We start from the raw sequence: 23,279 nt of genomic DNA, 5'->3' as shown, positions 1-23,279 counted from the left end.
TGAGACACCTGAATCACGGAGGCCACGATGCCGCATCTGTTGGAAATGAAAAACATTACGAAGGCGTTTGGTGCGGTGAAAGCCGTCGATAACGTCAGCCTGATGCTGGAGGCGGGTCAGGTCTTGTCGCTGTGCGGTGAGAATGGATCAGGGAAATCCACACTGATGAAGGTGCTGTGCGCCATCTACCCATATGGCAGCTACGACGGACAGATTGTCTTCTCAGGTGATGAACTGCGTGCCAACCATATCCGTGAGACGGAGCAAAAAGGCATCGCGATTATTCATCAGGAATTGGCGCTGGTGAAAGAGATGACGGTGCTGGAGAACATGTTCCTGGGCAATGAGTGGACGCGTTTTGGCGTGATGGATTACGACAATATGTATCTACGCTGCCAGCGTATGTTGGAACAGGTCAAGCTGGCCGTCGATCCGAATACCAAAGTGGGGGAGCTTGGATTGGGTCAGCAGCAACTGGTGGAAATCGCCAAGGCGCTGAACAAGCAGGTGCGTCTACTGGTGCTGGATGAGCCAACTGCCTCATTGACCGAACGGGAAACGGGCATCCTGCTGGAGATCATTCAGGATCTACGCGATCACGGTATCGCCTGTATCTATATTTCGCACAAACTCAACGAAGTTAAAGCTATCTCCGATGTGATTTGCGTGATTCGCGACGGGAAGCATATTGGTACGCGTCGGGCGGCTGAGCTGAGTGAGGATCAGATTATTGCCATGATGGTAGGGCGGGAACTGACAGAGCTTTATCCCAATGAACCGCATGTCATTGGTGAAGAGGTGCTGCGCGTAGAGCACCTTACCGCCTGGCACCCCGTAAACCGCCACATTCGTCGGGTGGATGATGTCTCGTTTGCTCTGCACCGAGGCGAGATTCTCGGTATTGCTGGGCTGGTGGGATCAGGGCGTACGGAGACGGTGCAGTGTCTGTTTGGTGCCTATCACGGTCGCTGGCAGGGCGACATATTTATTGATGGTAAGCAGGTGACCATCAGCAACTGCCAGCAGGCTATGGTGCAGGGAATTGCGATGGTGCCGGAGGATCGTAAGAAGGACGGTATCGTCCCAGTGATGAGCGTGGCGCAGAATATGACGCTGGCAGCGCTCGATCAATTCACAGGAGCGTTTTCCATGCTGGATGATGCCCGTGAGCAGGACATCATCCGGCAATCGCTAGCGAATCTAAAAGTGAAAACCTCCAGCCCGGAACTGGCGATCGCCCGGTTAAGCGGCGGTAACCAGCAAAAAGCGGTGCTGGCGAAATGCTTGCTGCTGAACCCTCGTATTCTCATCCTTGATGAGCCCACGCGCGGCATTGATATCGGTGCCAAATATGAAATCTATAAGCTTATTAATGCGTTGGTAAAACAGCATATTGCCGTCATCGTTATTTCTTCCGAATTGCCCGAAGTACTGGGATTGAGCGATCGGGTGTTGGTGATGCATCAGGGGCGTATCAAAGCGGACTTGGTCAATCGCGATTTAACCCAGGAACAGGTTATGGAAGCTGCATTGAGGAGTGAACATCGTGCTGAAAACATCGCAGTCTGAACAACAACATGTCGCTGGCTCTGTCTCGCTGCTGCAACGGCTGAAAAGCATCAATCTTCAGGTCTACGTGATGATTGCTGCTATCATCGCCATCATGCTCTTTTTCACCTACATGACCGATGGGGCGTACCTCAGCGCGCGTAATCTCTCCAACCTACTGAGGCAAACGGCCATTACTGGCATTTTGGCGGTCGGTATGGTGTTCGTCATTATCTCCGCCGAGATCGATCTGTCGGTCGGTTCGATGATGGGGTTATTGGGCGGTGCGGCGGCTATTTTTGATGTCTGGTTTGGCTGGCCTTTGCCGCTGACCATTGTTGTGACGCTCGCACTGGGATTGTTGCTTGGCGCGTGGAACGGCTGGTGGGTCGCCTACCGGAAAGTCCCTTCTTTTATCGTGACACTGGCGGGGATGTTGGCTTTTCGCGGCATTCTGATCGGCATTACCAATGGGACAACGGTTTCCCCGACCAGCGAGGCGATGTCGCAGATTGGGCAGAGCTATCTGCCTTCTGGTATTGGTTTTATGTTCGGTGCTATCGGGCTGATGGTGTTTATTGCCTGGCAGTGGCGTCGGCGCAGTAGCCGTGCCCGGTTAGGGTTGCCGATAAATCCACCCACTGGTGACATCGGTCGACAGACATTGACCGCACTCGTTGTATTGGGCGCGATCTATCTGCTGAATGATTATCGCGGTGTGCCAACGCCAGTTCTGGTGCTGACGCTATTGATGCTGGGCGGTATTTTTTTGGCGACGAGGACCGCATTTGGTCGCCGTATCTATGCGGTGGGTGGGAACATCGATGCTGCACGCTTATCGGGAGTGAATGTCGAACGCACCAAAATGGCGGTGTTCGCCATTAATGGCCTGATGGTCGCGGTCGCCGGGCTGATTCTCAGCTCACGATTGGGAGCTGGGTCGCCATCTGCCGGGAATATTGCCGAGCTGGATGCGATTGCGGCCTGCGTGATTGGCGGAACCAGTCTGGCGGGTGGTATTGGTAGCGTGGCAGGTGCGGTGATGGGGGCATTCATCATGGCGTCGCTGGATAATGGGATGAGCATGTTGGATGTGCCGACGTTCTGGCAGTACGTCGTGAAAGGCGGAATTCTGCTATTGGCGGTGTGGATGGATACTGCCACAAAGCGGCGGGTATGACGTGACGTCGGCTCTGTGGAGGAAATACGTGGCGGCTCGCAATAATCAGCAAATTATTTTGGCCTCTGGGGACGCTGTGCTATTCAAGAAAGAGGATTTTATTCAGGGAACGTGTGATTAATGAGCGCCGACTACCATGTTTGAAAAACGTTATCGCATCACGCTGCTGTTCAACGCCAACAAAGTGTATGACCGTCAGGTGGTTGAAGGGGTAGGCGAATATTTGCAGGCTTCTCAGTGTGACTGGGACATCTTCATCGAAGAGGATTTCCGTTGCCGGATTGATAACATCAAAGAGTGGCTGGGTGATGGTGTGATTGCCGATTTTGACGACGGTGAGATCAAACGGCTACTACAGGATGTGAACGTTCCGCTGGTGGGGGTTGGCGGTTCCTACCATCAGCCTGAGGATTACCCGCCTGTGCATTATATCGCGACGGATAATTATGCATTGGTGGAAAGCGCGTTTATGCATCTTAAGGAGAAGGGGCTGAACCGCTTTGCTTTTTATGGTCTGCCAGCATCGGGTGGGAAAGGCTGGGCGCAGGAACGGGAGCACGCTTTCCGACAGCTGGTTGCGGCAGAAAAGTATCAGGGCGTGGTGTATCAGGGAATGGAAACTTCGCCGGATAACTGGCAATACGCGCAAAATCGGTTGGCCGATTGGGTACAGGGGCTGCCGCCGCAGACGGGAATTATCGCGGTAACGGATTCCCGTGCGCGTCATCTGTTGCAGGTCTGCGAACATCTGAATATTGCCGTACCGGAAAAGCTGTGCGTGATTGGGATCGATAACGAAGATCTGATTCGCTACCTGTCACGCGTCGCGCTTTCGTCGGTAGCGCAAGGCACGCGCCAAATGGGATACCGTGCAGCAAAACTGCTACACCAACTGTTGCTAAATCAGGGTGATTTGTCACTGCAACGTATTCTGGTGCCGCCGGTTCGAGTGGTCGAACGTCGTTCAACGGATTATCGTTCTGTGCACGATCCCGCTGTTATTCAGGCGATGCACTTTATCCGTTATCACGCCTGTAAAGGGATTAAGGTCGAGCAGGTGCTGGATGCTGTGGGGATTTCCCGCTCTAACCTGGAAAAACGCTTCAAAGATGAAGTAGGGCAGACGATCCACGGTGTGATTCACGCGGAAAAATTAGATCGGGCGCGCAATTTGCTGATTTCGACCTCGCTCTCGATTGGTGAGATCTCACTGATGTGTGGCTACCCTTCGCTGCCCTATTTTTATGCCGTCTTTAAGAAAGGGTATGACATTACGCCGAAAGAGTACCGCGAGCGCTACGGGGAAGGTTATTAGGGATTCATACAGGCAGGTTGCGCGGGAAGGCGCGACGGTGCGCGCCTTATCATTAGGCTGGTTAACGGTTACGCTGGCACGCGCCAGTAATCGTAATCAATGTGCTCAACCTGGAAGTTGGCATCTTCTTTTTTGCCAGTCAGGCGGGTGGCGATGGTAAAGGCAAAATCAAATGACACGCCCAGCCCCTTGCCGCTGATCAGATTGCCGTCTTCCACGACTTTGTTGTTAACATAAACGCCATCGGTCACGTCCTGCCATAAATCCCCAGAGCAGACATAGCGACGGCCTTTCAGCAGCTTGTTGCCGCCCAGCACGCGTGCGGCTGCGGAGCACAGTGGGCAGATTAACTTTCCTGCGTCGTCATGACGACGGATAAACTCGACAACCATTGGGTTTGCGGCCAGATTTACCGTTCCCTGTGGGCCACCGGGAATGATCACGGCATCAAACAGCGTGTCCTGGTTTCTTTCCAGCAGGGCATCGGCAAACATACGGATATTGTGATAACTGTGCAGTTCCAGTCTGTCATAGCATGACAGCATGGTGACTTTTATCTTCATACGGTGCATTACATCAATCACCATAATCGCTTCTGCTTCTTCAAACCCAGGAGCCAGCAGAACGGCGACGTTCTTAGACATAGCATCTCCAGCAATATGCAAGGGAAGGTGTTAACCGCAAGAGAATAGCAAAGAAATATCGTATAAATGAAACGATGTTTTATTAATGTCGAGTGGGTCGCGTAAACGATTTTTGCTGCTTAGCTTGAAGAGAAGATGGCGCTATACTTGCTAACTGGTCGTGAATTAGCCACGAATTTTTTTGCATGAAAGCATGACTCTTCTCTTCCTGTCCCGTCAAAAAGATGTTTAAATTATCACTCACTTATTTTGCATAAATATGCATTTGTGAGCGTGTCGATTATTGGTCATCGACCAGCCTGTTTGATGTGGGATGTCCACAGGGCTCGAACGCTCATGAATGTATGGCGTAACATAATGGTGTGGCGGCTAAGCTGATACCCTAAATAATTCGAGTTGCAGGCAGGCGGCAATCGCCCGAGTCCCCAGGAGCTTACACCGGTAAGTGACTGGGGTGAGTAAGAGAAGCCAACGCACATGCAGCTTGCAGTATAACGGGTATATCACCATAGATCTTTCGAGCAGGGATTACATATATGACAACGATTCTCAAGCATCTTCCGGTTGGTCAGCGTATTGGTATTGCATTCTCGGGTGGTCTGGATACCAGCGCTGCACTGCTTTGGATGCGTCAAAAGGGCGCGGTTCCTTATGCGTATACCGCAAATCTGGGGCAGCCAGACGAGGATGACTATGATGAAATCCCACGTCGAGCTATGGAATATGGCGCAGAAAATGCTCGCCTTATCGATTGCCGTAAGCAATTAGTCGCTGAAGGCATCGCTGCGATTCAGTGTGGCGCATTCCACAACACGACGGCGGGAGTGACCTATTTCAACACCACGCCTCTGGGCCGTGCTGTTACGGGTACGATGCTGGTTGCGGCGATGAAAGAAGACGGCGTCAACATCTGGGGTGACGGCAGCACCTATAAAGGCAACGATATTGAGCGTTTCTATCGCTACGGCCTTCTGACCAATGCTGAACTGAAGATTTATAAACCGTGGCTGGATACTGACTTTATTGATGAGCTGGGTGGTCGTCAGGAGATGTCTGAGTTTATGTCGCAGGCAGGGTTCGGCTATAAAATGTCAGCGGAGAAAGCCTATTCCACCGATTCCAACATTCTGGGTGCGACGCATGAAGCGAAGGATCTGGAATTCCTGAATTCCAGCGTCAAAATCGTTAACCCGATTATGGGCGTGAAATTCTGGGACGAGAACGTCAAAGTTCCTGCTGAAGAAGTGACCATTCGCTTTGAACGTGGCCACCCGGTTGCGCTGAACGGTAAGACCTTTACCGATGATGTCGAACTGATGTTGGAAGCGAACCGTATCGGTGGTCGTCACGGTCTGGGCATGAGCGATCAGATCGAAAACCGTATCATCGAAGCGAAAAGCCGTGGCATCTATGAAGCGCCGGGAATGGCACTGCTGCACATTGCCTATGAGCGTCTGGTTACCGGTATTCATAACGAAGACACCATCGAGCAATACCACGCGAATGGCCGTCAACTGGGTCGTTTCCTGTATCAGGGACGCTGGTTTGATTCCCAGGCGCTGATGCTGCGTGATTCTTCTCAACGTTGGATCGCTAGTGCTATCACCGGCGAAGTGACGCTGGAGCTGCGCCGTGGCAATGATTACTCCATCATGAATACCGTGTCTGACAATCTGACCTATAAACCAGAACGTCTGACTATGGAGAAAGGCGACTCGGTATTTTCACCTGATGACCGTATTGGTCAACTGACCATGCGCAATCTAGACATCACTGACACGCGTGAAAAACTGTTTAATTATGTTGAAACAGGTTTGCTCTCCTCTTCAGCCAGCACGGGCCTACCGCAAGTTGGGCAACTGCAGGATAAAGCAGAGAAATAGTGTGAAAATTGAGTAATATAAAAATCCGGAATCGTTTTACGCTTCCGGATTTTTTTATTTTTTATCATAGGCTTGTGTTTGATTTTTAATCAATGTTTTGTGTATGTGAACTCTTGCTGACAATGCGGGTTGCATCTGTACAACCGTCGTGGAAAGCGACAGAATACAATAACAATAAGCCTGGATTTTTGTTAAAAGGCAAAAGAATCTATTGGATGGTCTATCTGTTTTTTGATGTCTGCTGCAAATTTTTAATGGAGGAAAAATGTTAGAGATATTCGATGTAAGCTACACACTACTGTCGGAAAAAAAATCGGAAGAATTGTTTACACTTAGAAAAGAAACATTCAAGGACAGGCTGAATTGGGCAGTAAAATGTATTAATGGGATGGAGTTCGATCAGTATGATGATGATAATGCGACTTATCTTTTCGGCGTAGAGGATGACCAGGTTATTTGCAGTTCTCGGCTAATTGAAACGAAATATCCTAATATGATTACTGGAACATTTTTCCCCTATTTTGAAAAAATAGACATTCCAGAGGGAAAATATATTGAGTCGAGCCGATTTTTCGTAGATAAAGCGCGGTCAAAAACTATTCTAGGAAATTCTTATCCCGTAAGTACGATGTTCTTCTTGGCAACGGTGAATTATTCAAGGAGTAAAGGGTATGATGGTGTTTACACGATTGTCAGTCACCCTATGCTCACAATATTGAAGCGTTCTGGTTGGAAAATTTCGATTGTTGAACAGGGTATGTCAGAAAAGCAGGAAAGGGTTTATCTACTTTTCTTACCTGTCGATAATGAAAGCCAGGATGTGCTAGTTCGTCGTATAAATCACAACAAAGAATTTGTTGAAAGTAAGTTACGAGAGTGGCCACTGTCTTTCGTGCCTATGACTGAACCGGTCGGATGAGTTGTAGCTCGATGCCAAGTCTGATCGCATGTTTGGCATTTAATACGCCGAGTTTTTTCACAACATTGCCGATGTGAAATTTAACAGTGCCTGTTTTAATATCTAATATTAGTGCTATCTCTTGATAGGTTTTACCCATACTGGCCCAGTAAAGAATTTCATTTTCCCGTTGAGAAAAAATATCTTTATCATTTGATCTTTCATCTTCTTTGTTTCTAATCATCTCTCTGTAAAGAGAGATGGTTTCTGCATGAATATTCATCAACATCATTTGTAACTTATCTTTATTACTCTCGATGACATCATCGATGTTATTCACATTGGATTCATCAATCATGATTGATAGCATCACCAGATTGTTACTATGGTCATGAAGAACAAAAGTGTAACCGTTGGTGATGTTATGCTCTCTGGATAAGTTAAATATCTTTGACATCTTCAGTTGTGTACTGACAAGTAAATCTTCGTCCCAAGGGAAAGGGGTGATTTTATTAAGGGCCGTAATCACCACAGGATCAATGTGTTGATAATTGTTTGCTCGGTATATCTCTCGCCACTCATCATGGTGATTGGAAATGATCAAAATTTCTGTTGGCTTCTTTTTATTTAACACCATATAGGCATATTTGATGTCGCCGTAGTGGCTTAATGCTATATCGAATTGACTTTTTATTATCCTGCTTATAGTTTCATTGTTGTAGAATAATTGCGACATCTGATAACCTCTGCCAGAAAATTCAACATCCTGTAATGGAAAAAGTATATACCCATCCCTATACGTACATCCATAGTAACCTATACAGATAGCCTTAACTATACTTTAGTATAGCTTTTATTTGGGGTGAAAAAACATACAATCTTACGACTTTGTTAAGGGCGTAAAGCAAAAGAAATAAACATCGCTCAGGATAAGCGTGATGATTGGCTGACATCAGGGAATGCTAATTAAGCGAGATTTATCAGTAATATAATAAAAAAATAATTTTCTTTTCTATGGCCTGTATTGTTTTACAGGCCTATCAGGTTTCAATGACTTTAGTTATATCTGTGTGGTACTTTCATTCGTAGCATCTGTCTGCATATTATGTCCTACGCCACCGCACATTATTCCTCATCAATATTGTTGTATTCCCACAGCCGATTGAAATATATATCGTCCAGATTGCGGTCTGAATCCGTGTTACCTGCAAAGGGTCGTGCGGTGGTTGCGGCGGCTCCCCATGGTTGTTCTCTGTCGTAACTGACGTCAATCGTGCTGTCGCGGATCACTAACTGACCGTTTGCCGTCTGTCCTGGCTGATATCCCGTCTGCCTTGCTCCCTGATCCCAGGCTCGCCCCAGCTTGGCCTTTTTTTCCCCGCTGAAGCCTTTGTCACCCGTAAAGCGACATCCCACTGCCAAGAAGCCATACGGCACCCATGGCATGCTGTCAGGTGCGAAGACATGTATATCTTTTGCCCCGCGGCTGGAAATGGTATGAAAGTGGACGCGATCGAATACCGCAGTCGCCCGTCCGAAAACGTAATCAACATCACCCTCGATGTAGCTGTCTTTAATGTAGGCGCGGCTGTAGCGGTCTGTGACGTACTCATTCTGGAGGTTGCTGGTATTGACGAAAAACGTATCCTGACGCCCGATTAGGCGAACCCTTTCAAGCTGCATTTTGTCGCCGTCGGTGCGTAGCGCCACGGCCTGATGTGCACGGCTATCTACCGAATCGAGCAATGTATTGACCACTGTCAGGTTCTTCATCTGGAAATTGTCGCTCTGCGACCAGACCACGGCGGAACAAAGAGTATCAATCGTCGCGTTCTGCTTTGATGCACAGAGATCGTACATGTACCAGGTAGGATCGCCGGGCTGATATTCACCGCGTGGGTTCACTGTTTCCCGGTAAGTTGCTGGTGAAAACATCGAATCCAGTGCCAGTTGAATCACCACGTCATTCGGTTGTTCTCCCGCCCCAAATAGCGTGAGCGGTGGTGCATCGGCGGGGATGTAGACCGTGCCAGTATAGGTGCCTGGCAGTACTTTAATATCAATACGCGTTCGATCTTGCTGCGCCCGCAGCGCGGCGTTCACCGCCTGTTGGATATGGATGTGCGTAGCGCCATCCACCCCGACTTCTGGCCCAACAATCCAGGGTGTCACCAGATCGACCTCAATCGGCACGGGCTGCCAGACGTCAACATCAGGATGGTCATCGTGCCCACGCTGCGTGAAATAGTATGGGAGCGTAAAGCGATCCGCTTCCTGCGCAGAGAGCACAGGGCGAGAAACCGTACCGGGGTATGTCGTTTTTGTCATTGCGTAATCCTAAGGTAAGAAGTCAGACACTAATTCCCTTGATACCACGTCCAGATTTTGACCAGCAATGCTGCCGACACACTCCAGCACACGACCGCTGCGAGCAGCGCCTGTGGCAATTTCATCCATGCGGTAAAGTAATAAAGTGAGATGAGATAAACCAGATAGGGAATAACGGACCAGATGCCAAATAAGATAGTGGCACGTAGTGCGTCCAGCCCGCGCTCGGTGCCAACAATGTAATGTGCGATGAGGGCAAACGTGGGGAATAGCGGCACCAGTCCGGCAATATAATAGTTTCGGCTTTTCGCCAATACGCTGATGAGCAATACGATCAGCGCACCGATAACAGATTTGATAAACAATGACATAAGTATAACTTCTGGCTTAATTAAGCATCGTGAATGAACAGAGAATAGCGAAAAAGTATCGGGATGGAACAGTACGATCGCACAGCTTAAGATTTCAATTCGCGGTGATTTCGTTATTCTTAGCAGCAGAATGAATAAATACTACGCACGATAGCCTTATCGTACGCGAGTAAAATGCTAATGAATCTGGGAAAGGATTGATATTGAAGATGCAAAGTCACGCATTCACTAAGGGATTGGTTCCACTAAAGATTATTTCTACCGGCAGCGCGCTTCCTGCGCAGCGGGTGACCTCGGCTGAATTAGATGTGCGGCTCAATAAACCCGCCGGTTATGTCGAAAGCCGTTCAGGAATTATCTATCGCCACCATGCCGATAATCATGCGAGTCAGGCCGAACTCGGTGTGGAGGCGTTAAATGACGCGCTGGCTCGAGGCGTTATTTCACCTGCGTCAATCGATCTGCTGCTGTTTGCTTCCGCGATCCCGATTCAGGCGCTGCCTTATAGCGCCAGCCATGTATTAAAAGCATCGTCCCTGCCGAAAGGGACGGCCTGTTTTGATATTAATAGCAGCTGCGTCAGCTTTATTTCCGCGCTTCAGGTGGCGGCGGGGTTGTTAAATACCGGAGCCTATCGGCGCATTGCGATTGTCTCTACCGAACTCGCGTCGCGCGGTATTGACTGGGATGATGAAGAGTCGTCGTTGATTTTTGGTGATGGTGCCGCGTGCGCGATTGTCGAACGCGGTGATGGCAGCAGCGGGATTGCAGCATGTCTGCTGGAAACGTATCCGAAGGGCAATGAACTGTGCCAGATCCGGGCAGGCGGCACCTTGCGCAACCCGCGAGCGGGTATGGAACTGCATGATTTTCTGTTCCATATGCAGGGGAAACGGTTATTCAGGCAGGCTTCTGCCTTGATTGAGGGCTATTTGCAACGGCTGCTGGATGCCAGCGGTTTTACGCTAGATCAGATGGCGGCAGTGGTTCCGCATCAGGCCAGCCACCTGTCGCTGGAGCATATGCGTAAGCGGTTGGCGATCCCGACAGAAAGATTGATTGATATTTACCGCTATCACGGTAATCAGGTGGCGGCCTCGATTCCGACAGCGCTGCATCATGCCATCGTGACGCAACGCCTGCCTGAAGGCGAACCTGCGATGCTGGTCGGTACGGCCGCCGGGTTGACGCTGGGCGGAATGGTACTGATTCCATGAAGGTCTTCGTCACGGGCGCAACCAGTGGGTTGGGGCGTAACGCGGTGGAATGGCTGCTTCAGGCTGGGCATCAGGTGCTGGCCTGCGGGCGCGATCGCACGGTGGGGCAGCAGCTTGACCTGCTGGGTGCGCAGTTTGCCTGCATTGATTTGGTCGAAACGTCGGTAGAGCAGTATCGAACGCTGATGGCGGGCTGCGATGTGGTTTGGCACTGTGCGGCGAAATCATCGCCGTGGGGTCAATATGATGACTTCTATCAGAATAATACCGAGGTGACGGCGCGCTTGGCTGAGGCCGCTGGACAGTTGGGTATCCCACGTTTTGTTCACATCTCCACGCCCGCGATTTACTTTGACTACCAGCACCACCTGAATATTGACGAAAGCTACCGCGCGGCGCGCTTTGCCAATCACTATGCGCAGACCAAATTTCTGGCGGAAGAGCGCCTTCATGCGCTGACGCCGCGCTATCCGCAAACTACCTACGTGATTCTACGACCTCGTGGCCTGTTTGGCCCGCATGACCGCGTGATTCTACCGCGTATTCTGGAGCAGATCGCGGTAGGCGGTGGCGTGCTACGGCTCCCGCGCGGCGGTGCGGCGCTGCTGGATTTGACGTTTGTCGGCAACGTAGTGGAAGCAATGGCACTTGCCAGCCAGCGAACGGGGTTAGTTTCTGGCTCGGCGTATAACATTACCAATCATGAGCCCGCACGCCTTGCAGATATGCTTGAGCAACTGCTGGTCGGGCAGTTGGGGATGCATTATCGCGTCAGAGCGGTGCCGTACCTTCTGCTGCATGCGGTGGCCGGTGGAATGGAGTTGCTCTCGTGGTTTAGCCGGAAAGAGCCACTGCTGACGCGCTACAGTGCGGGAGCGGTGAATTTTGATATGACGCTCAGCGCGGAAAAAGCGCAGCAAGAGCTGGGCTATCAGCCGCGTTTTTCCCTCCAGCAAGGCATCGAATTAACCGGTAATTGGTTCAATATCCATCTTGCACAGCGGAGTTCTAACGGACATGGCTAATATTTCGACGTTTGAAGTAGGGTACTGCCTGCATCCGGGCTGCATGGCGTTGCGCGGTGCGGGGTGGAAGGTGTGCCGTTTTCCGGCGCGGGTCTGGATGCTGGAAAGTCAGGGCAAGCGCTGGCTGTGGGACACCGGTTATGCGCAGCATTTCACCGACGCCACGCGTTCAGGATTGTTTCAACTGTACCGCAGAATGACGCCGGTGCATTTTGAGACAAAAGAGGCGCTGATTCATCAGCTACACGCGCAGGGTATCCAACCTGCCGACATCGACGGCCTGATTATTTCCCATTTTCACGGTGACCATATCGCGGGGCTGCGGGATTTCCCCGCCGTGCCGTTTATCTGTTCGGCGCTCGGCTGGCAGCAGACGCGGAATCTACGCGGTTTCGCAGCCTTGAAGCGAGCATTCGTGCCCGCGCTGATCCCTGAGAATTTTGAGCAGGCGCTCCAGTTTGTCGAAAATTTCCCGCTTACCGATCTGCCTGCCGAGCTGGCACCCTTTACGCAAGGCTATGCGCTGCCCGGTAGCGATAAGGAAATCGTACTGGTGGCGCTGCCCGGCCATGCAGCCGGACACCTCGGTGCGTTTGTGCTGACCGAAAACGGCTGGGTGTTGCTGGCAAGTGATGCTGCCTGGTTGCCGCACAGCTATCGTGAAGGACGCGGGCCGTCGCGGTTGGCGAATTTGGTGATGGACGACCCAAAGGCCTATTACCAAACGTTAGACCAACTGCACCAGTTACATTTGAATGGGCAGGTCGAGATTCGGCTGTGTCACGAGGGTGACCTATGATCCCGCTGATGACGATCTGGCACTATTTACGCGCCAGACGCCTGCGTTTTACCACCCGTCAGGCGCTTGAACGCCATCAGCAGCGTCAGCTTTCTCGTTTTGCGCGACGAGTGATGGCGCGTAGCCCCTATTTTCGACCTTACTGCCATCTCCCGATCTCATCCTGGCCGATGATGGATAAAGCGGTAATGATGGCCGAGTTTGATCGGATGAATACCGCCGGGCTCAAGCGGGACGAACTTCTCGCATGCGCACGCCGCAGTGAGGACGACCGCGACTTTACGCCGAATGTAAACGGGTTCAGCGTCGGGCTGTCGTCCGGTACCTCTGGTCAGCGTGGCCTGTTTGTCGTTAGTCCGCACGAACAGCAGGTTTGGGCCGGAGGCATGCTGGCGAAAATGCTGCCGGATGGTTTACGCGCTGGTGAACGGGTGGCGCTGTTTCTGCGAGCGGATAACAACCTCTATCACAGCGTCGATAACCGTTGGCTCAGTCTGTCGTTTTACGATTTGTTCGCGCCGTTTGCTGAACATTTTTCGCGGCTGGAGGCATGGTCACCGTCGATTATCGTCGCCCCCGCACAGGTGCTACGCGAGCTGGCGTTGGCGGTACAGAGCGGTAAGCTGCGCCTGTCGGTCAAAAAGGTCATTTCCGTGGCCGAGGTGTTGGAACCGCAGGATAAGCAACTGTTGCAGCAGGTGTTCGGGCAGGTAGGGGAAGTGTATCAGGCGACGGAAGGCTTTCTGGCATCGACCTGTGAGCATGGCACGCTACACCTTAACGAAGAATTTATTCACATCGAGCCACAATGGATCGATGACGAACGCTTTACACCCGTCATTACCGATTTCACCCGCAGCACACAGCCGATTGTGCGCTATCGGCTGGATGATGTGTTGGTGAAGCAAAAAGCGCCCTGCGCGTGTGGTCGCGTGACGATGGCGATAGCCCGCATTGAAGGGCGCAGCGATGACAGCCTGCGATTGCCGGACAACTGCGGGGAACCGCAGACCGTCTTTGCGGATCTCTGTAGTCGAGTTATTGCCAATGCGTTGCCGCTACATGCCGACTATCGGTTGGTTCAGCAGGGAGACGCGACGCTGCATTTATCCGCCGCGTGCAGCCTGCCGGAACTGGAAGCCTGCCGAGACAGTCTGGCGCAGCAGTTTACGTTGCAGGGAATTGATACATCGCGGCTACGGTGGCAGTTAATCGCCGGTGAGATCGCACCAGAATTCACGCAAAAGCGCAGACGTATTACCCGCCAGAAGGAGGACGCATGATGCGATTTCCTCAAGGAACGATGCTATTACGGCTGAAAGCGCTGCTCTTTGGCTGGGGATCGGTTGGCGTGGTGTATCAACTGAGCGCGCAGTTTCAGGGGCAGGGAACGGTGTTACCGCCCTCGATTGTCGACGAATGGATTCCCTTTAGCCCCTCGGCTATCTGGCTGTATCTCTCCTTTTTCATCATCATTCCGCTGTCTTACTTATCCTGTCCGATGACACGTTTGGCTGGATTACGTCGGGCAACGCAGCTTACAGCGTTGATTGCAGGCATAGTGTATCTGACTTTTCCGACTACGATGACTTACCCACAGGTCGTCGGAGACGATCTCTCCGCCCGTCTGTTACAGCTTTTGCAACGTATCGATTCGCCGCAAAACTGCCTGCCGTCGCTGCATATTGCGCTGACGGTTCTGGCGGTGTGGGCGATGAGCGATAGCCAGCAGAAGGTGAAGACCGGCCTGTATCTTCTATGGGGAGCGGCGATTGCTTTTTCCATCCTGCAACTGCGTCGACACCTGTTCATCGATCTGGTGACTGGTGCGATGCTCGCAGGAATGGTCGGATGGGTCTTTTTGCGTAGTCGGGAGGCGGTAACGGCCATTTCCCCACGGGTTCCGTTGCCTAACGATAAGCGCCATCAGGAATGAAATCATGATCGATTTGGCATTACCGATAGTCTTCATGCTGGTTGTGGTGATTGGTGAAGCGCTGGCTTTACAGTGGATGCAGCGTGAGAAGGTGAACTGGCATGATGTCGTGTTCAACCTCAATTCAGGGCATATCATGCTGTGGCTCTTTCGCAGCGTGGAAATTTTTTGCTATGGCTATGTCGCGGCGAATTTCAGTTTTGGCTGGGTGGAAGCCTGGCCACCGATACTGATGTGGCTGTTCGCGATACTCGCCTGGGATTTCGGTTTTTATTGGCTACACCGCTTGCACCATACTTTTGGTGTGCTGTGGGCCGTGCATGTGGTTCATCATCAGGGTGAGCATTTCAATCTGTCGCTGGGCGTGCGTAACTCCTGGTATTCCTCGCTGACCTCAATTCCGTTCTTCCTGATTCTGGCGCTGCTCGGCGTTCCGCTGTACGTGTTCGTCACCGTTTCCATCCTGCATTACAGCGTCCAACTCTTTAACCATAATGCGATGACGCCCAAGCTGGGCTGGCTGGAAAAGGTGCTGGTGACACCCGCACATCACCGCGTACACCATGTAAACGATCGCGCTTACGCGGATAAGAACTTCGGCGGCACCTTCATTTTTTGGGACAAGCTGTTCGGCAGTTTTTGTCCACAACTGCCTGACACGCCTTTCCGTTACGGTGCAGGCAAAGAAACGCCATCGAAGAATCCGTTTTTGGCCAGTAATCTACCTTTTCTGTCGTATCTGAAACTGTCGGTACGCCGTACACGTCAGGCGACGTTTCACTGTACGCCGTTGGCGTTGCTTGTTGGGGCTATGCTGCTATTTGCGCTGGTGGTGGGCTACGTCTACCTGTATGGCTACGGTTATGATTCCGCCAACCTGTCGCAGGTGGCGCTCTTTCTGTTGCTGGTGGCCGGTGCGGTCGCGCTGGGCGGCATTTCCGAGGGGCGACGGTGGGGCATCTACGTTTGGCTACTGGTGGTACTGCTATTCCCTACCGTGTTTTTTGTCTATCTGGGTTGGGAAGCGCTTTACTGGAAAATAGCTATGCTGATGTTGGCACTACACGGGCTGGCGATGGCTGTCGGCTGGGGTCAGCGTCCGATCGTTGAAGGACATGAAAATGGCTAATGTGCTACCTGAGAAGCGGTATCCGGCGAAGGGTGAACACGCTTTTCATCGTGCACTACAGCGAGAAACGTCGGCCTATCTTCGTGCTAACCACGACCATCGCTTTGCCGATAGCGGCCAGTTCGTGAAGGCCGGATTACTCTTTTTATGCTGCATCGCCTGCTATGTGCTTTGCCTAGTGCAGCAGGCGGCATGGGCGTTCTTCCTGAGCTATTTTTCTTTCATCATGCTGTCGATGTTATTGAATATCATCGTTAATCATGATGCGTCCCATAATACTTTTTTCCGCAATCGAACATTGAACCGCCTGGTCGGGCGCATCGTGACGCTGCCATTAGGCATCGATCCTGACTACTGGCGCTGGCGTCATGTGGACTTCCACCATCTTTATCCGAACGTGGAACATTACGATCTGGATACGGAAGAGAATGGGATTTTCCGTCAAACGCCTTTTCAGCGCCACCATTCCTATATGCGTTATCAGCATCTTTACTGGCCGCTGGTGGCCGCCTTCTCGCTTCCCTATATCGCTTGGATCTTTGATTGGGCCGATCGCTTGGGTAAAACGCCAGTGAATGCTCGTTCAGTGCAGTCTGGCTATAGCGGTTGGTTGATTTTTATCGGCAGTAAAATCGCCCATATATTACTGGTGCTGGTTATTCCCATCATGGTGGGAACGGCGCACGGCATTAGTCCCGGTATCGTGCTGCTAAGCTATTTGCTTGGGCAAATGTTGGCATCCCTATTGGTGGTATTTTTACTGCTGGGGACGCACTGGGCTGAGGCTGAATTTTATGCCGTTGCGGATGCAGAGAGCATGCCTCAGGGCTGGTATCAGCACAACTTTGCGACTGCGTGTGACTGGCTGCCGACGCCGCGCTGGCTTGAGCACTGGACGGGAGGGCTGAATTTACATCTGACGCATCATCTTTTCCCTGGATGGCATCATCGCCATTACCCCGCGCTCGCTGCTATTTTACGGCGTGTTGCCGCCGAACATGGTATGAACTACCGCTGCATTACCTATCGTGAGCTACTGGCTAGCCAGAGTCGGTTTTTAAAATCGATGGGCGCAGGTCACGATCGGCGTACTGTTTCACATACCGCAGAACATAAATCAGAGGAAGAGTGATGCTTGCACCGTTGAAACCTCTACGCTATGAACAAGGTCGCGATCTGGCATTGCATCGGGCGCTGATGAAGGCGGCAAATGAGTATCTGGCAGAGACGGGCGATCACCGTTTTGCCAATGCGGGGTTTATCGGCAAGATGCTGTTTCTGGTGCTGCTGTGTCTGACGTTTTATGGTTTCAGCCTCCAGCAAACGACGCTGTTGGGTTTTGCTGGCTGCTACTTTGCCTTTATTTTTACCGCCATGTTTCTGGCGGTGAACGTGGTGCATGATGCCTCCCATAACGTCTTTTTCCGGCGGCCGTGGGCGAATCGTCTGCTCAATATTGTGGTGAGTATTCCGCTCGGCATGGATTCTGACTGCTGGCGAGTGCGGCATGTGATTTTTCATCATGCGCACGTGAATGTGCAGCACTACGATCTGGATATCGAAGAAAACGGCGTCTTGCGCCAATCACCCTACCATCGGTTTCGCTTCTTTATGCGCGCTCAGCGCTACTACTGGCCGATGGTGGCGTCGCTGACATTTCCCTGCATCATCTGGTTTTTTGACTGGCTCGATCGCGCGGGGAAAACGCAGGTGACGCGCAATATGACGCTTCAGGGCGTTAAGGGCTGGGGTGTGTTCCTGTTATCAAAAGTGCTACATGCTTTGTTAGCACTGGCGATCCCTTACTGGTTTTTGTCCCCATCCCCTATCAGCTTCAGCTCGCTGTTGCTGGTTTATCTGCTGAGCCAGATGTTGTCATCGCTGATTTTTGTCGTCCTGATTCTGGGGTCGCACTGGGCGAAAGGGACGTTCTATCAGGCGCCGGAAGATGGCCTATTCAGGCATGGTCGCTATCAGCATGTCTTTTCCACCACGGTAGATTGGACTACCCAGCCTGCATGGCTTGGCTACTGGCTGGGGCAGCTTAATATGCACCTGACCCACCATATTTTCCCCAACTGGAATCACCGGCACTATCCCGCGCTATCCAAAATTATTGCGGATGTTGCCCCGCGCCATGGCATTGAGTATCAGTGCATTACGCTAAAAGCGATTTTGGTTGAGCAGCAGCGCTTTCTTAAAAAGATGGGAAAGGGCAGCTAAAAATAGCCTGATATCCATTTTTATCAATATGTTAGATTTTTATCTGTATTCAAGGAGCGATACTTCATGCGTTATTTATCCCTAGCTGTTTCATCCCTGCTGTTCTTTTTCACCTCGTCCGTCTGGGCGATGGATTGCAGCAAGGCCAGTACCGACAGCGAGAAAATGATTTGCGCCAGCAGCCGCTTACAGCAGCTTGATGCCGTATTGAACAAGGCCTATCAGGGTTACGTGAAAAAGGCAGACAAAGTACAGGCGCGTCAGGAGCAGCGCGCCTGGCTGGCCGAACGCGATCGCTGTAAGGATGACGTTTGTCTGGGGAATGAGATGGTTTCCCGTATTCAGGATCTGTCCGGTAGTGAAAATATCTCCTTGATTACCCAGGCATCAGACCAGTGGGACTTCGTGCTCAGCGTGGCGACGTGCAATCTCGATTCCTCTTATTCAACCTGTGAAGGAACAGGTACGCTGGATATTTTTAAGAAAGGACGTGGCGAGCTGTTCCAGCGTATCGCAATGGAAAATATGTTCATCGAGCTGAACAAGAAAGGCGAAGTGACGGCAAATCTGATCGAGGTTTATGGCGAGAACAACAGCGGGTTGGTGATTGATGACGCTAACTTCGATCATCATGCGGATATCATGCTGCGTAACGGGAATAACGGGGCTTACGGCGGACCGTCTTACGATGTGTACCTGTTCGATGTGGAAAAGCAGCAGTTCACCCAGAATGCGCCGCTGACCGAATTAGCCAGTTCCAATCTTGGCCTGTTCGAGATCGATGAAAAAAGTAAGGCCATCACCACGTTTACCAAAAGCGGCTGCTGCTGGCACCAATGGTCAACCTACCAGATCGCTAACAATAACCCCGTCCTGATTGTTGAAACCACGGAAGCTTACTCCGAGGAGAAACAGGCGATGGTCGCTACCACTCGCGAGCTGGTGGGCGGTAAATGGAAAGTGACGGAAGAGATCGCGAAAATCGACGAACCGTAAGATTTCCCTGCTTGAGAGACGGCGCCGTTGTTGAATGCGGCGTCTGTCACTGCTTCGCCTATTCCCCTATTGCCGTTATTCCCCAGCGTTCTCCGATACTTTGCAAAAGTGTTACCTCAGGCGTGCTCATCATGACTTTTTTGCCACTTGCTAGACTGAGATGGCAGCCATGAAAAGGTAAATGCAGCGCCGATCGCGCAGCATGGCAAAACTTCACAAAAAAGACGTGTTTTGTTAACAACTCGTTTATGCGGTGTATTCTCTTACCCTACCTTGGAGACGTCTGACATGAGCACCCCCCAGAAACGTATGTACATCAACGGTGAGTTTGTTGAAAACAGAAGCGGGAAGTGGATTGACGTGGTAAACCCAGCTACCGAGCAGGTTATTTCACAGATCCCAGAAGGTTCCGCTGATGATGCAAAGAGAGCGATTGATGCAGCAGAAGCCGCACAGCCGGGCTGGGAAGCGTTGCCCGCAGTTGAACGTGGTGTTTGGCTACACAAAATAGCGGCCGGTATTCGCGAACGAGAAGCTGAACTGACTGACACCATCATTGCGGAAGGCGGTAAAACTCATGGTCTGGCGCAGACGGAGGTGCTGTTCACCGCCGACTATCTGGATTACATGGCAGAGTGGGCACGCCGCTATGAAGGTGAAATCATTCAGAGCGACCGGCCGAATGAAAATATCTTTGTCTTCCGTAAAGCGATTGGCGTCACGACCGGTATTCTGCCGTGGAACTTCCCCTTTTTCCTGATTGCACGTAAGGCCGCGCCTGCGCTGATCACTGGCAATACCATCGTCATCAAACCGAGCGAGATTACACCGAATAATGCGGTGATTTTCGCCGAAATCATTCACAAAATTGGCCTGCCGAAAGGCGTCATCAATTTTGTTACCGGCTACGGCCCGACGGTAGGGCAAGAACTGGCCGGTAACCCGAAAGTTGGCATGGTCAGTCTGACTGGCAGCGTGGCGGCGGGGATTGCTACCATGACGGCGGCGGCGCAAAACGTCACGAAGGTGTCGCTGGAGTTGGGCGGCAAAGCGCCAGCCATTGTGATGGATGACGCCGATCTCGATCTGGCAGTTAAAGCGATTGTCAGCTCTCGCGTCATCAACAGCGGGCAGGTGTGTAACTGTGCTGAGCGCGTTTACGTGCAAAAAGGTATTTACGACGAATTTATCTCGCGTATTAAAGCCGCGATGGAGCAGGTGACCTTCGGCAATACGGCGGAGAAAAAAGCGCTGGATATGGGGCCGCTAATTAGTGCGGCGGCGCTACAGCGTGTGGAAGATAAGGTGGCGAAAGCGGTGTCGCAGGGCGCGAAAGTGTTGCTTGGCGGCAAATCCGAAATCGGTACAGGCTATTTCTATCCGCCGACGCTATTGGTGAACGTGACGCAAGAGATGCCAATTATGCACGAAGAGGTGTTTGGCCCCGTGCTGCCAGTGGCGACCTTCGACACGTTGGAAGAGGCAATTACGATGGCGAACGACAGCGAATATGGCCTGACGTCATCGATCTATACTCAAAACATCAACACAGCGATGAAAGCGCTGAAAGGGCTGAAGTTCGGCGAAACCTACATCAACCGTGAAAACTTCGAGGCGATGCAGGGCTTCCATGCGGGCTGGCGTAAATCCGGCGTGGGTGGCGCGGACGGCAAGCACGGCTTGCAGGAATACCTGCAAACGCATGTCGCGTACCTTCAATTTCACTAAAAGCCGTTTCACTAAAGGCAACCTCACCAAAGGTAATGATGCTTGCTTAAGTGTGGGTTGAGGGGGAAACACGGCGATGAGGTTCCCGTAGGGACACCTCGCACCGTAGTGGCCCCCGGTATATCGTTCTTTAATCGATCGGCATTAGTTCTAGTGACGGTCATTCCACTTACCGTAACAGCGGCATAAACCAGAAGAAGGATGGGAAAGGACGATGATCATCTCTGCTTCAACGGACTATCGAGCAGCGGCGCAGCGTAGGCTGCCGCCGTTTCTTTTTCACTATATTGACGGCGGGGCGTATGGCGAGCACACGCTCAGGCGCAATACTGCCGATCTGGCGGATATCGCGCTGCGTCAGCGCATCCTGAAAAATATGTCCGACCTGAGTCTGGAAACGCAGTTGTTCGGTGAAAAACTGGCGATGCCAGTGGTGCTGGCTCCCGTGGGTCTGACCGGTATGTACGCCAGGCGTGGCGAGGTACAGGCGGCTCGTGCGGCGGCACAGAAGGGGATTCCGTTTACCCTATCCACGGTTTCAGTCTGCCCGATTGAGGAAGTGGCACCCGCCATCGATCGCCCAATGTGGTTCCAGCTCTACGTGTTAAAAGATCGTGGCTTTATGCGCAATGCGTTGGAGCGTGCGCAGGCTGCGGGGGTGAAGACGTTGGTGTTTACCGTGGATATGCCGACACCAGGTGCGCGCTATCGCGATGCGCATTCTGGCATGAGCGGGCCGAATGCGGCAGCGCGACGTATGTTACAGGCTGTGACTCATCCACAATGGTCGTGGGATGTCGGCCTGAACGGTAAGCCGCACGATTTGGGGAATGTCTCCGCCTACCGTGGCAAACCCACGACGCTGGAAGATTACATCGGCTGGCTGGCGGCGAACTTCGATCCCTCCATTTCCTGGCAGGATTTGGCGTGGATTCGAGAATTCTGGAAAGGGCCGATGATCATCAAAGGTATCCTCGACCCGGAAGATGCTAAGGACGCAGTGAGGTTCGGTGCAGACGGCATCGTCGTCTCGAATCACGGTGGTCGCCAACTGGATGGTGTGCTGTCAACGGCACATGCGTTGCCTGCCATCGCCGATGCGGTGAAAGGCGATATTACCATTCTGGCGGATTCTGGTATTCGTACCGGGCTGGACGTCGTGCGCATGATTGCGCTGGGCGCGGATGGCGTGATGCTCGGACGCGCGTTTGTCTACGCATTAGCCGCGGCGGGCGAGGCTGGCGTGGTTAACCTGCTGAGCCTGATCGAAAAAGAGATGCGTGTGGCGATGACGCTCACCGGTGCCAAATCCATTACTGACATTACCGCGGATTCGCTGGTGCAGGCTACCCAGCGGCGACTGGATAGTCTGTAAGCACGAGTCAGGCGGCGAGAGTGATCTTCTCGCCGCGTTTCCTGATGGCCTTTGAACCGTCCTCTGAACGTTGATAACCTGCACGCGATAAGACCGCGTTGGGGAAAAGTGAATGAGTGGACGAGCCATAATCGTGGTGGATTACGATCCACAGTGGGCGACGAATTACGCAACGGCGGCGAGGGCGCTAGCGCAGGCGCTCAGCGAGGTTGCGGTAAGCGTGCATCATATCGGCAGTACGGCTGTGCCGGGGTTACCCGCTAAACCGGTGATTGATATGCTGCTGGAAGTGGTTTCGCTGTCCGATTTGGACAGGCTGGATCACGTGATGGTCGATTTGGGCTATCGTCCGCGTGGCGAAAATGGCATGGCGGGACGTCGTTACTACACCAAGGGTGGCGACGCTCGAACTCATCACCTGCATGCCTTCGTCGTGGGGGACGCGCACATTCAGCGGCACCTGACTTTTCGTGATTATCTGCGGGCAAATCCTTCCGTGTGTGCGGAATACGCGGCAATAAAGCGTACTGCCGCACTGGTATGTGATAACGATGCTGCTGTGTATAGCCAGTTAAAAAATGACTTTATCGCCAGACATGACGTGAGTTTATAGCCACTTCCTCAGCACTATGCGCTTTTTCCTGTATTGCAAATACTCCACTTCGTTCTATATTTCGAGAGCAG

The 23,279-nt window shown here is 51.9% G+C and carries 21 protein-coding genes; 17 read left to right on the top strand and 4 right to left on the bottom strand.

Features of this window, described 5'->3' with window-relative positions; all coding sequences use genetic code 11:
* Window positions 1–27: 27 nt before the first annotated feature.
* From CLR69_RS20420 to xylR, 3 genes are all read left to right on the top strand, one after another.
* A complete protein-coding gene (locus tag CLR69_RS20420; protein ID WP_129713096.1) occupies window positions 28–1,569 on the top strand; it encodes a xylose ABC transporter ATP-binding protein in 1,542 nt (513 codons plus the stop codon).
* Entirely contained in the window at window positions 1,547–2,728 is a 1,182-nt protein-coding gene (gene xylH, locus CLR69_RS20415) for a xylose ABC transporter permease XylH (RefSeq protein WP_129709256.1), read from the top strand. The genes CLR69_RS20420 and xylH overlap by 23 nt, the downstream gene beginning before the upstream one ends.
* Before the next feature lie 136 nt (window positions 2,729–2,864).
* Window positions 2,865–4,043 carry a D-xylose utilization transcriptional activator XylR gene (xylR, locus tag CLR69_RS20410; protein ID WP_129709253.1) on the top strand — a complete coding sequence of 393 codons (1,179 nt, stop codon included), beginning with the start codon at window positions 2,865–2,867 and terminating at the stop codon, window positions 4,041–4,043.
* A 68-nt stretch (window positions 4,044–4,111) separates the two neighbouring features.
* Here the strand turns inward: xylR and CLR69_RS20405 are convergent, their stop codons facing one another.
* Window positions 4,112–4,687 carry a DJ-1/PfpI family protein gene (locus tag CLR69_RS20405; RefSeq protein WP_129713097.1) on the bottom strand — a complete coding sequence of 192 codons (576 nt, stop codon included), beginning with the start codon at window positions 4,685–4,687 and terminating at the stop codon, window positions 4,112–4,114.
* A gap of 536 nt (window positions 4,688–5,223) precedes the next feature.
* Between CLR69_RS20405 and argG the strand changes: the two genes are divergently transcribed.
* A complete protein-coding gene (gene argG, locus CLR69_RS20400) occupies window positions 5,224–6,570 on the top strand; it encodes an argininosuccinate synthase (protein ID WP_129709247.1) in 1,347 nt (448 codons plus the stop codon).
* A gap of 265 nt (window positions 6,571–6,835) precedes the next feature.
* Window positions 6,836–7,489: an acyl-homoserine-lactone synthase gene (locus tag CLR69_RS20395; RefSeq protein WP_129709244.1), complete on the top strand. Its 654-nt coding sequence runs from the start codon at window positions 6,836–6,838 to the stop codon at window positions 7,487–7,489.
* On the opposite strand, the gene CLR69_RS20390 is transcribed toward CLR69_RS20395, so the two are convergent.
* The 3 genes from CLR69_RS20390 to CLR69_RS20380 form a co-directional block, all read right to left on the bottom strand.
* The gene (locus CLR69_RS20390) at window positions 7,467–8,204 is read right to left on the bottom strand and encodes a helix-turn-helix transcriptional regulator (RefSeq protein ID WP_129709240.1); all 738 of its coding nucleotides are present in this window, start codon (window positions 8,202–8,204) and stop codon (window positions 7,467–7,469) included. The genes CLR69_RS20395 and CLR69_RS20390 overlap by 23 nt on opposite strands.
* 389 nt (window positions 8,205–8,593) lie before the next feature.
* Window positions 8,594–9,796, bottom strand: coding sequence for a pectinesterase PemB (gene pemB, locus CLR69_RS20385; protein ID WP_129713098.1), 1,203 nt, complete (start codon window positions 9,794–9,796; stop codon window positions 8,594–8,596).
* Window positions 9,797–9,825: 29 nt separating this feature from the next.
* Window positions 9,826–10,167 carry a GlpM family protein gene (locus tag CLR69_RS20380; RefSeq protein WP_129709235.1) on the bottom strand — a complete coding sequence of 114 codons (342 nt, stop codon included), beginning with the start codon at window positions 10,165–10,167 and terminating at the stop codon, window positions 9,826–9,828.
* Window positions 10,168–10,376: 209 nt separating this feature from the next.
* Between CLR69_RS20380 and CLR69_RS20375 the strand changes: the two genes are divergently transcribed.
* From CLR69_RS20375 to CLR69_RS20320, 12 genes are all read left to right on the top strand, one after another.
* Window positions 10,377–11,384, top strand: coding sequence for a 3-oxoacyl-[acyl-carrier-protein] synthase III C-terminal domain-containing protein (locus tag CLR69_RS20375; RefSeq protein WP_165346006.1), 1,008 nt, complete (start codon window positions 10,377–10,379; stop codon window positions 11,382–11,384).
* Window positions 11,381–12,409 (top strand): NAD-dependent epimerase/dehydratase family protein, encoded by a 1,029-nt coding sequence (locus tag CLR69_RS20370; protein ID WP_129713100.1) that lies wholly within the window; start codon window positions 11,381–11,383, stop codon window positions 12,407–12,409. The genes CLR69_RS20375 and CLR69_RS20370 overlap by 4 nt, the downstream gene beginning before the upstream one ends.
* On the top strand, window positions 12,402–13,208 hold the full coding sequence (locus CLR69_RS20365; RefSeq protein ID WP_129713101.1) for an MBL fold metallo-hydrolase: 807 nt from the start codon (window positions 12,402–12,404) through the stop codon (window positions 13,206–13,208). The genes CLR69_RS20370 and CLR69_RS20365 overlap by 8 nt, the downstream gene beginning before the upstream one ends.
* Window positions 13,205–14,491, top strand: coding sequence for a F390 synthetase-related protein (locus CLR69_RS20360; RefSeq protein ID WP_129713102.1), 1,287 nt, complete (start codon window positions 13,205–13,207; stop codon window positions 14,489–14,491). The genes CLR69_RS20365 and CLR69_RS20360 overlap by 4 nt, the downstream gene beginning before the upstream one ends.
* On the top strand, window positions 14,491–15,144 hold the full coding sequence (locus CLR69_RS20355; protein WP_422762877.1) for a phosphatase PAP2 family protein: 654 nt from the start codon (window positions 14,491–14,493) through the stop codon (window positions 15,142–15,144). The genes CLR69_RS20360 and CLR69_RS20355 overlap by 1 nt, the downstream gene beginning before the upstream one ends.
* A gap of 4 nt (window positions 15,145–15,148) precedes the next feature.
* Window positions 15,149–16,273, top strand: a complete 1,125-nt coding sequence (locus CLR69_RS20350) for a sterol desaturase family protein (protein ID WP_129713104.1) — start codon at window positions 15,149–15,151, stop codon at window positions 16,271–16,273.
* Window positions 16,266–17,405, top strand: a complete 1,140-nt coding sequence (locus CLR69_RS20345; RefSeq protein WP_129713105.1) for a fatty acid desaturase family protein — start codon at window positions 16,266–16,268, stop codon at window positions 17,403–17,405. Before CLR69_RS20350 ends, CLR69_RS20345 begins: the two co-directional genes overlap by 8 nt.
* A complete protein-coding gene (locus tag CLR69_RS20340; protein ID WP_129713106.1) occupies window positions 17,405–18,496 on the top strand; it encodes an acyl-CoA desaturase in 1,092 nt (363 codons plus the stop codon). Before CLR69_RS20345 ends, CLR69_RS20340 begins: the two co-directional genes overlap by 1 nt.
* A 66-nt stretch (window positions 18,497–18,562) precedes the next feature.
* The gene (locus tag CLR69_RS20335; protein WP_129713107.1) at window positions 18,563–19,492 is read left to right on the top strand and encodes a lysozyme inhibitor LprI family protein; all 930 of its coding nucleotides are present in this window, start codon (window positions 18,563–18,565) and stop codon (window positions 19,490–19,492) included.
* A gap of 288 nt (window positions 19,493–19,780) precedes the next feature.
* Window positions 19,781–21,220, top strand: coding sequence for an aldehyde dehydrogenase (aldA, locus tag CLR69_RS20330; protein WP_129713108.1), 1,440 nt, complete (start codon window positions 19,781–19,783; stop codon window positions 21,218–21,220).
* Window positions 21,221–21,434: 214 nt separating this feature from the next.
* Window positions 21,435–22,595, top strand: a complete 1,161-nt coding sequence (gene lldD, locus CLR69_RS20325; protein WP_129713109.1) for an FMN-dependent L-lactate dehydrogenase LldD — start codon at window positions 21,435–21,437, stop codon at window positions 22,593–22,595.
* Between the two features lie 112 nt (window positions 22,596–22,707).
* Complete coding sequence (locus CLR69_RS20320) at window positions 22,708–23,208, top strand: GrpB family protein (RefSeq protein ID WP_129713110.1); 501 nt, start codon at window positions 22,708–22,710, stop codon at window positions 23,206–23,208.
* Window positions 23,209–23,279 lie beyond the last annotated feature (71 nt).

Origin of the sequence: Pectobacterium zantedeschiae, assembly GCF_004137795.1 — a bacterium.
GTDB lineage: Bacteria > Pseudomonadota > Gammaproteobacteria > Enterobacterales > Enterobacteriaceae > Pectobacterium > Pectobacterium zantedeschiae.
The sequence above is the reverse complement of the archived record's forward strand: the minus strand, read 5'-3'. Positions and strand labels throughout refer to the sequence as shown.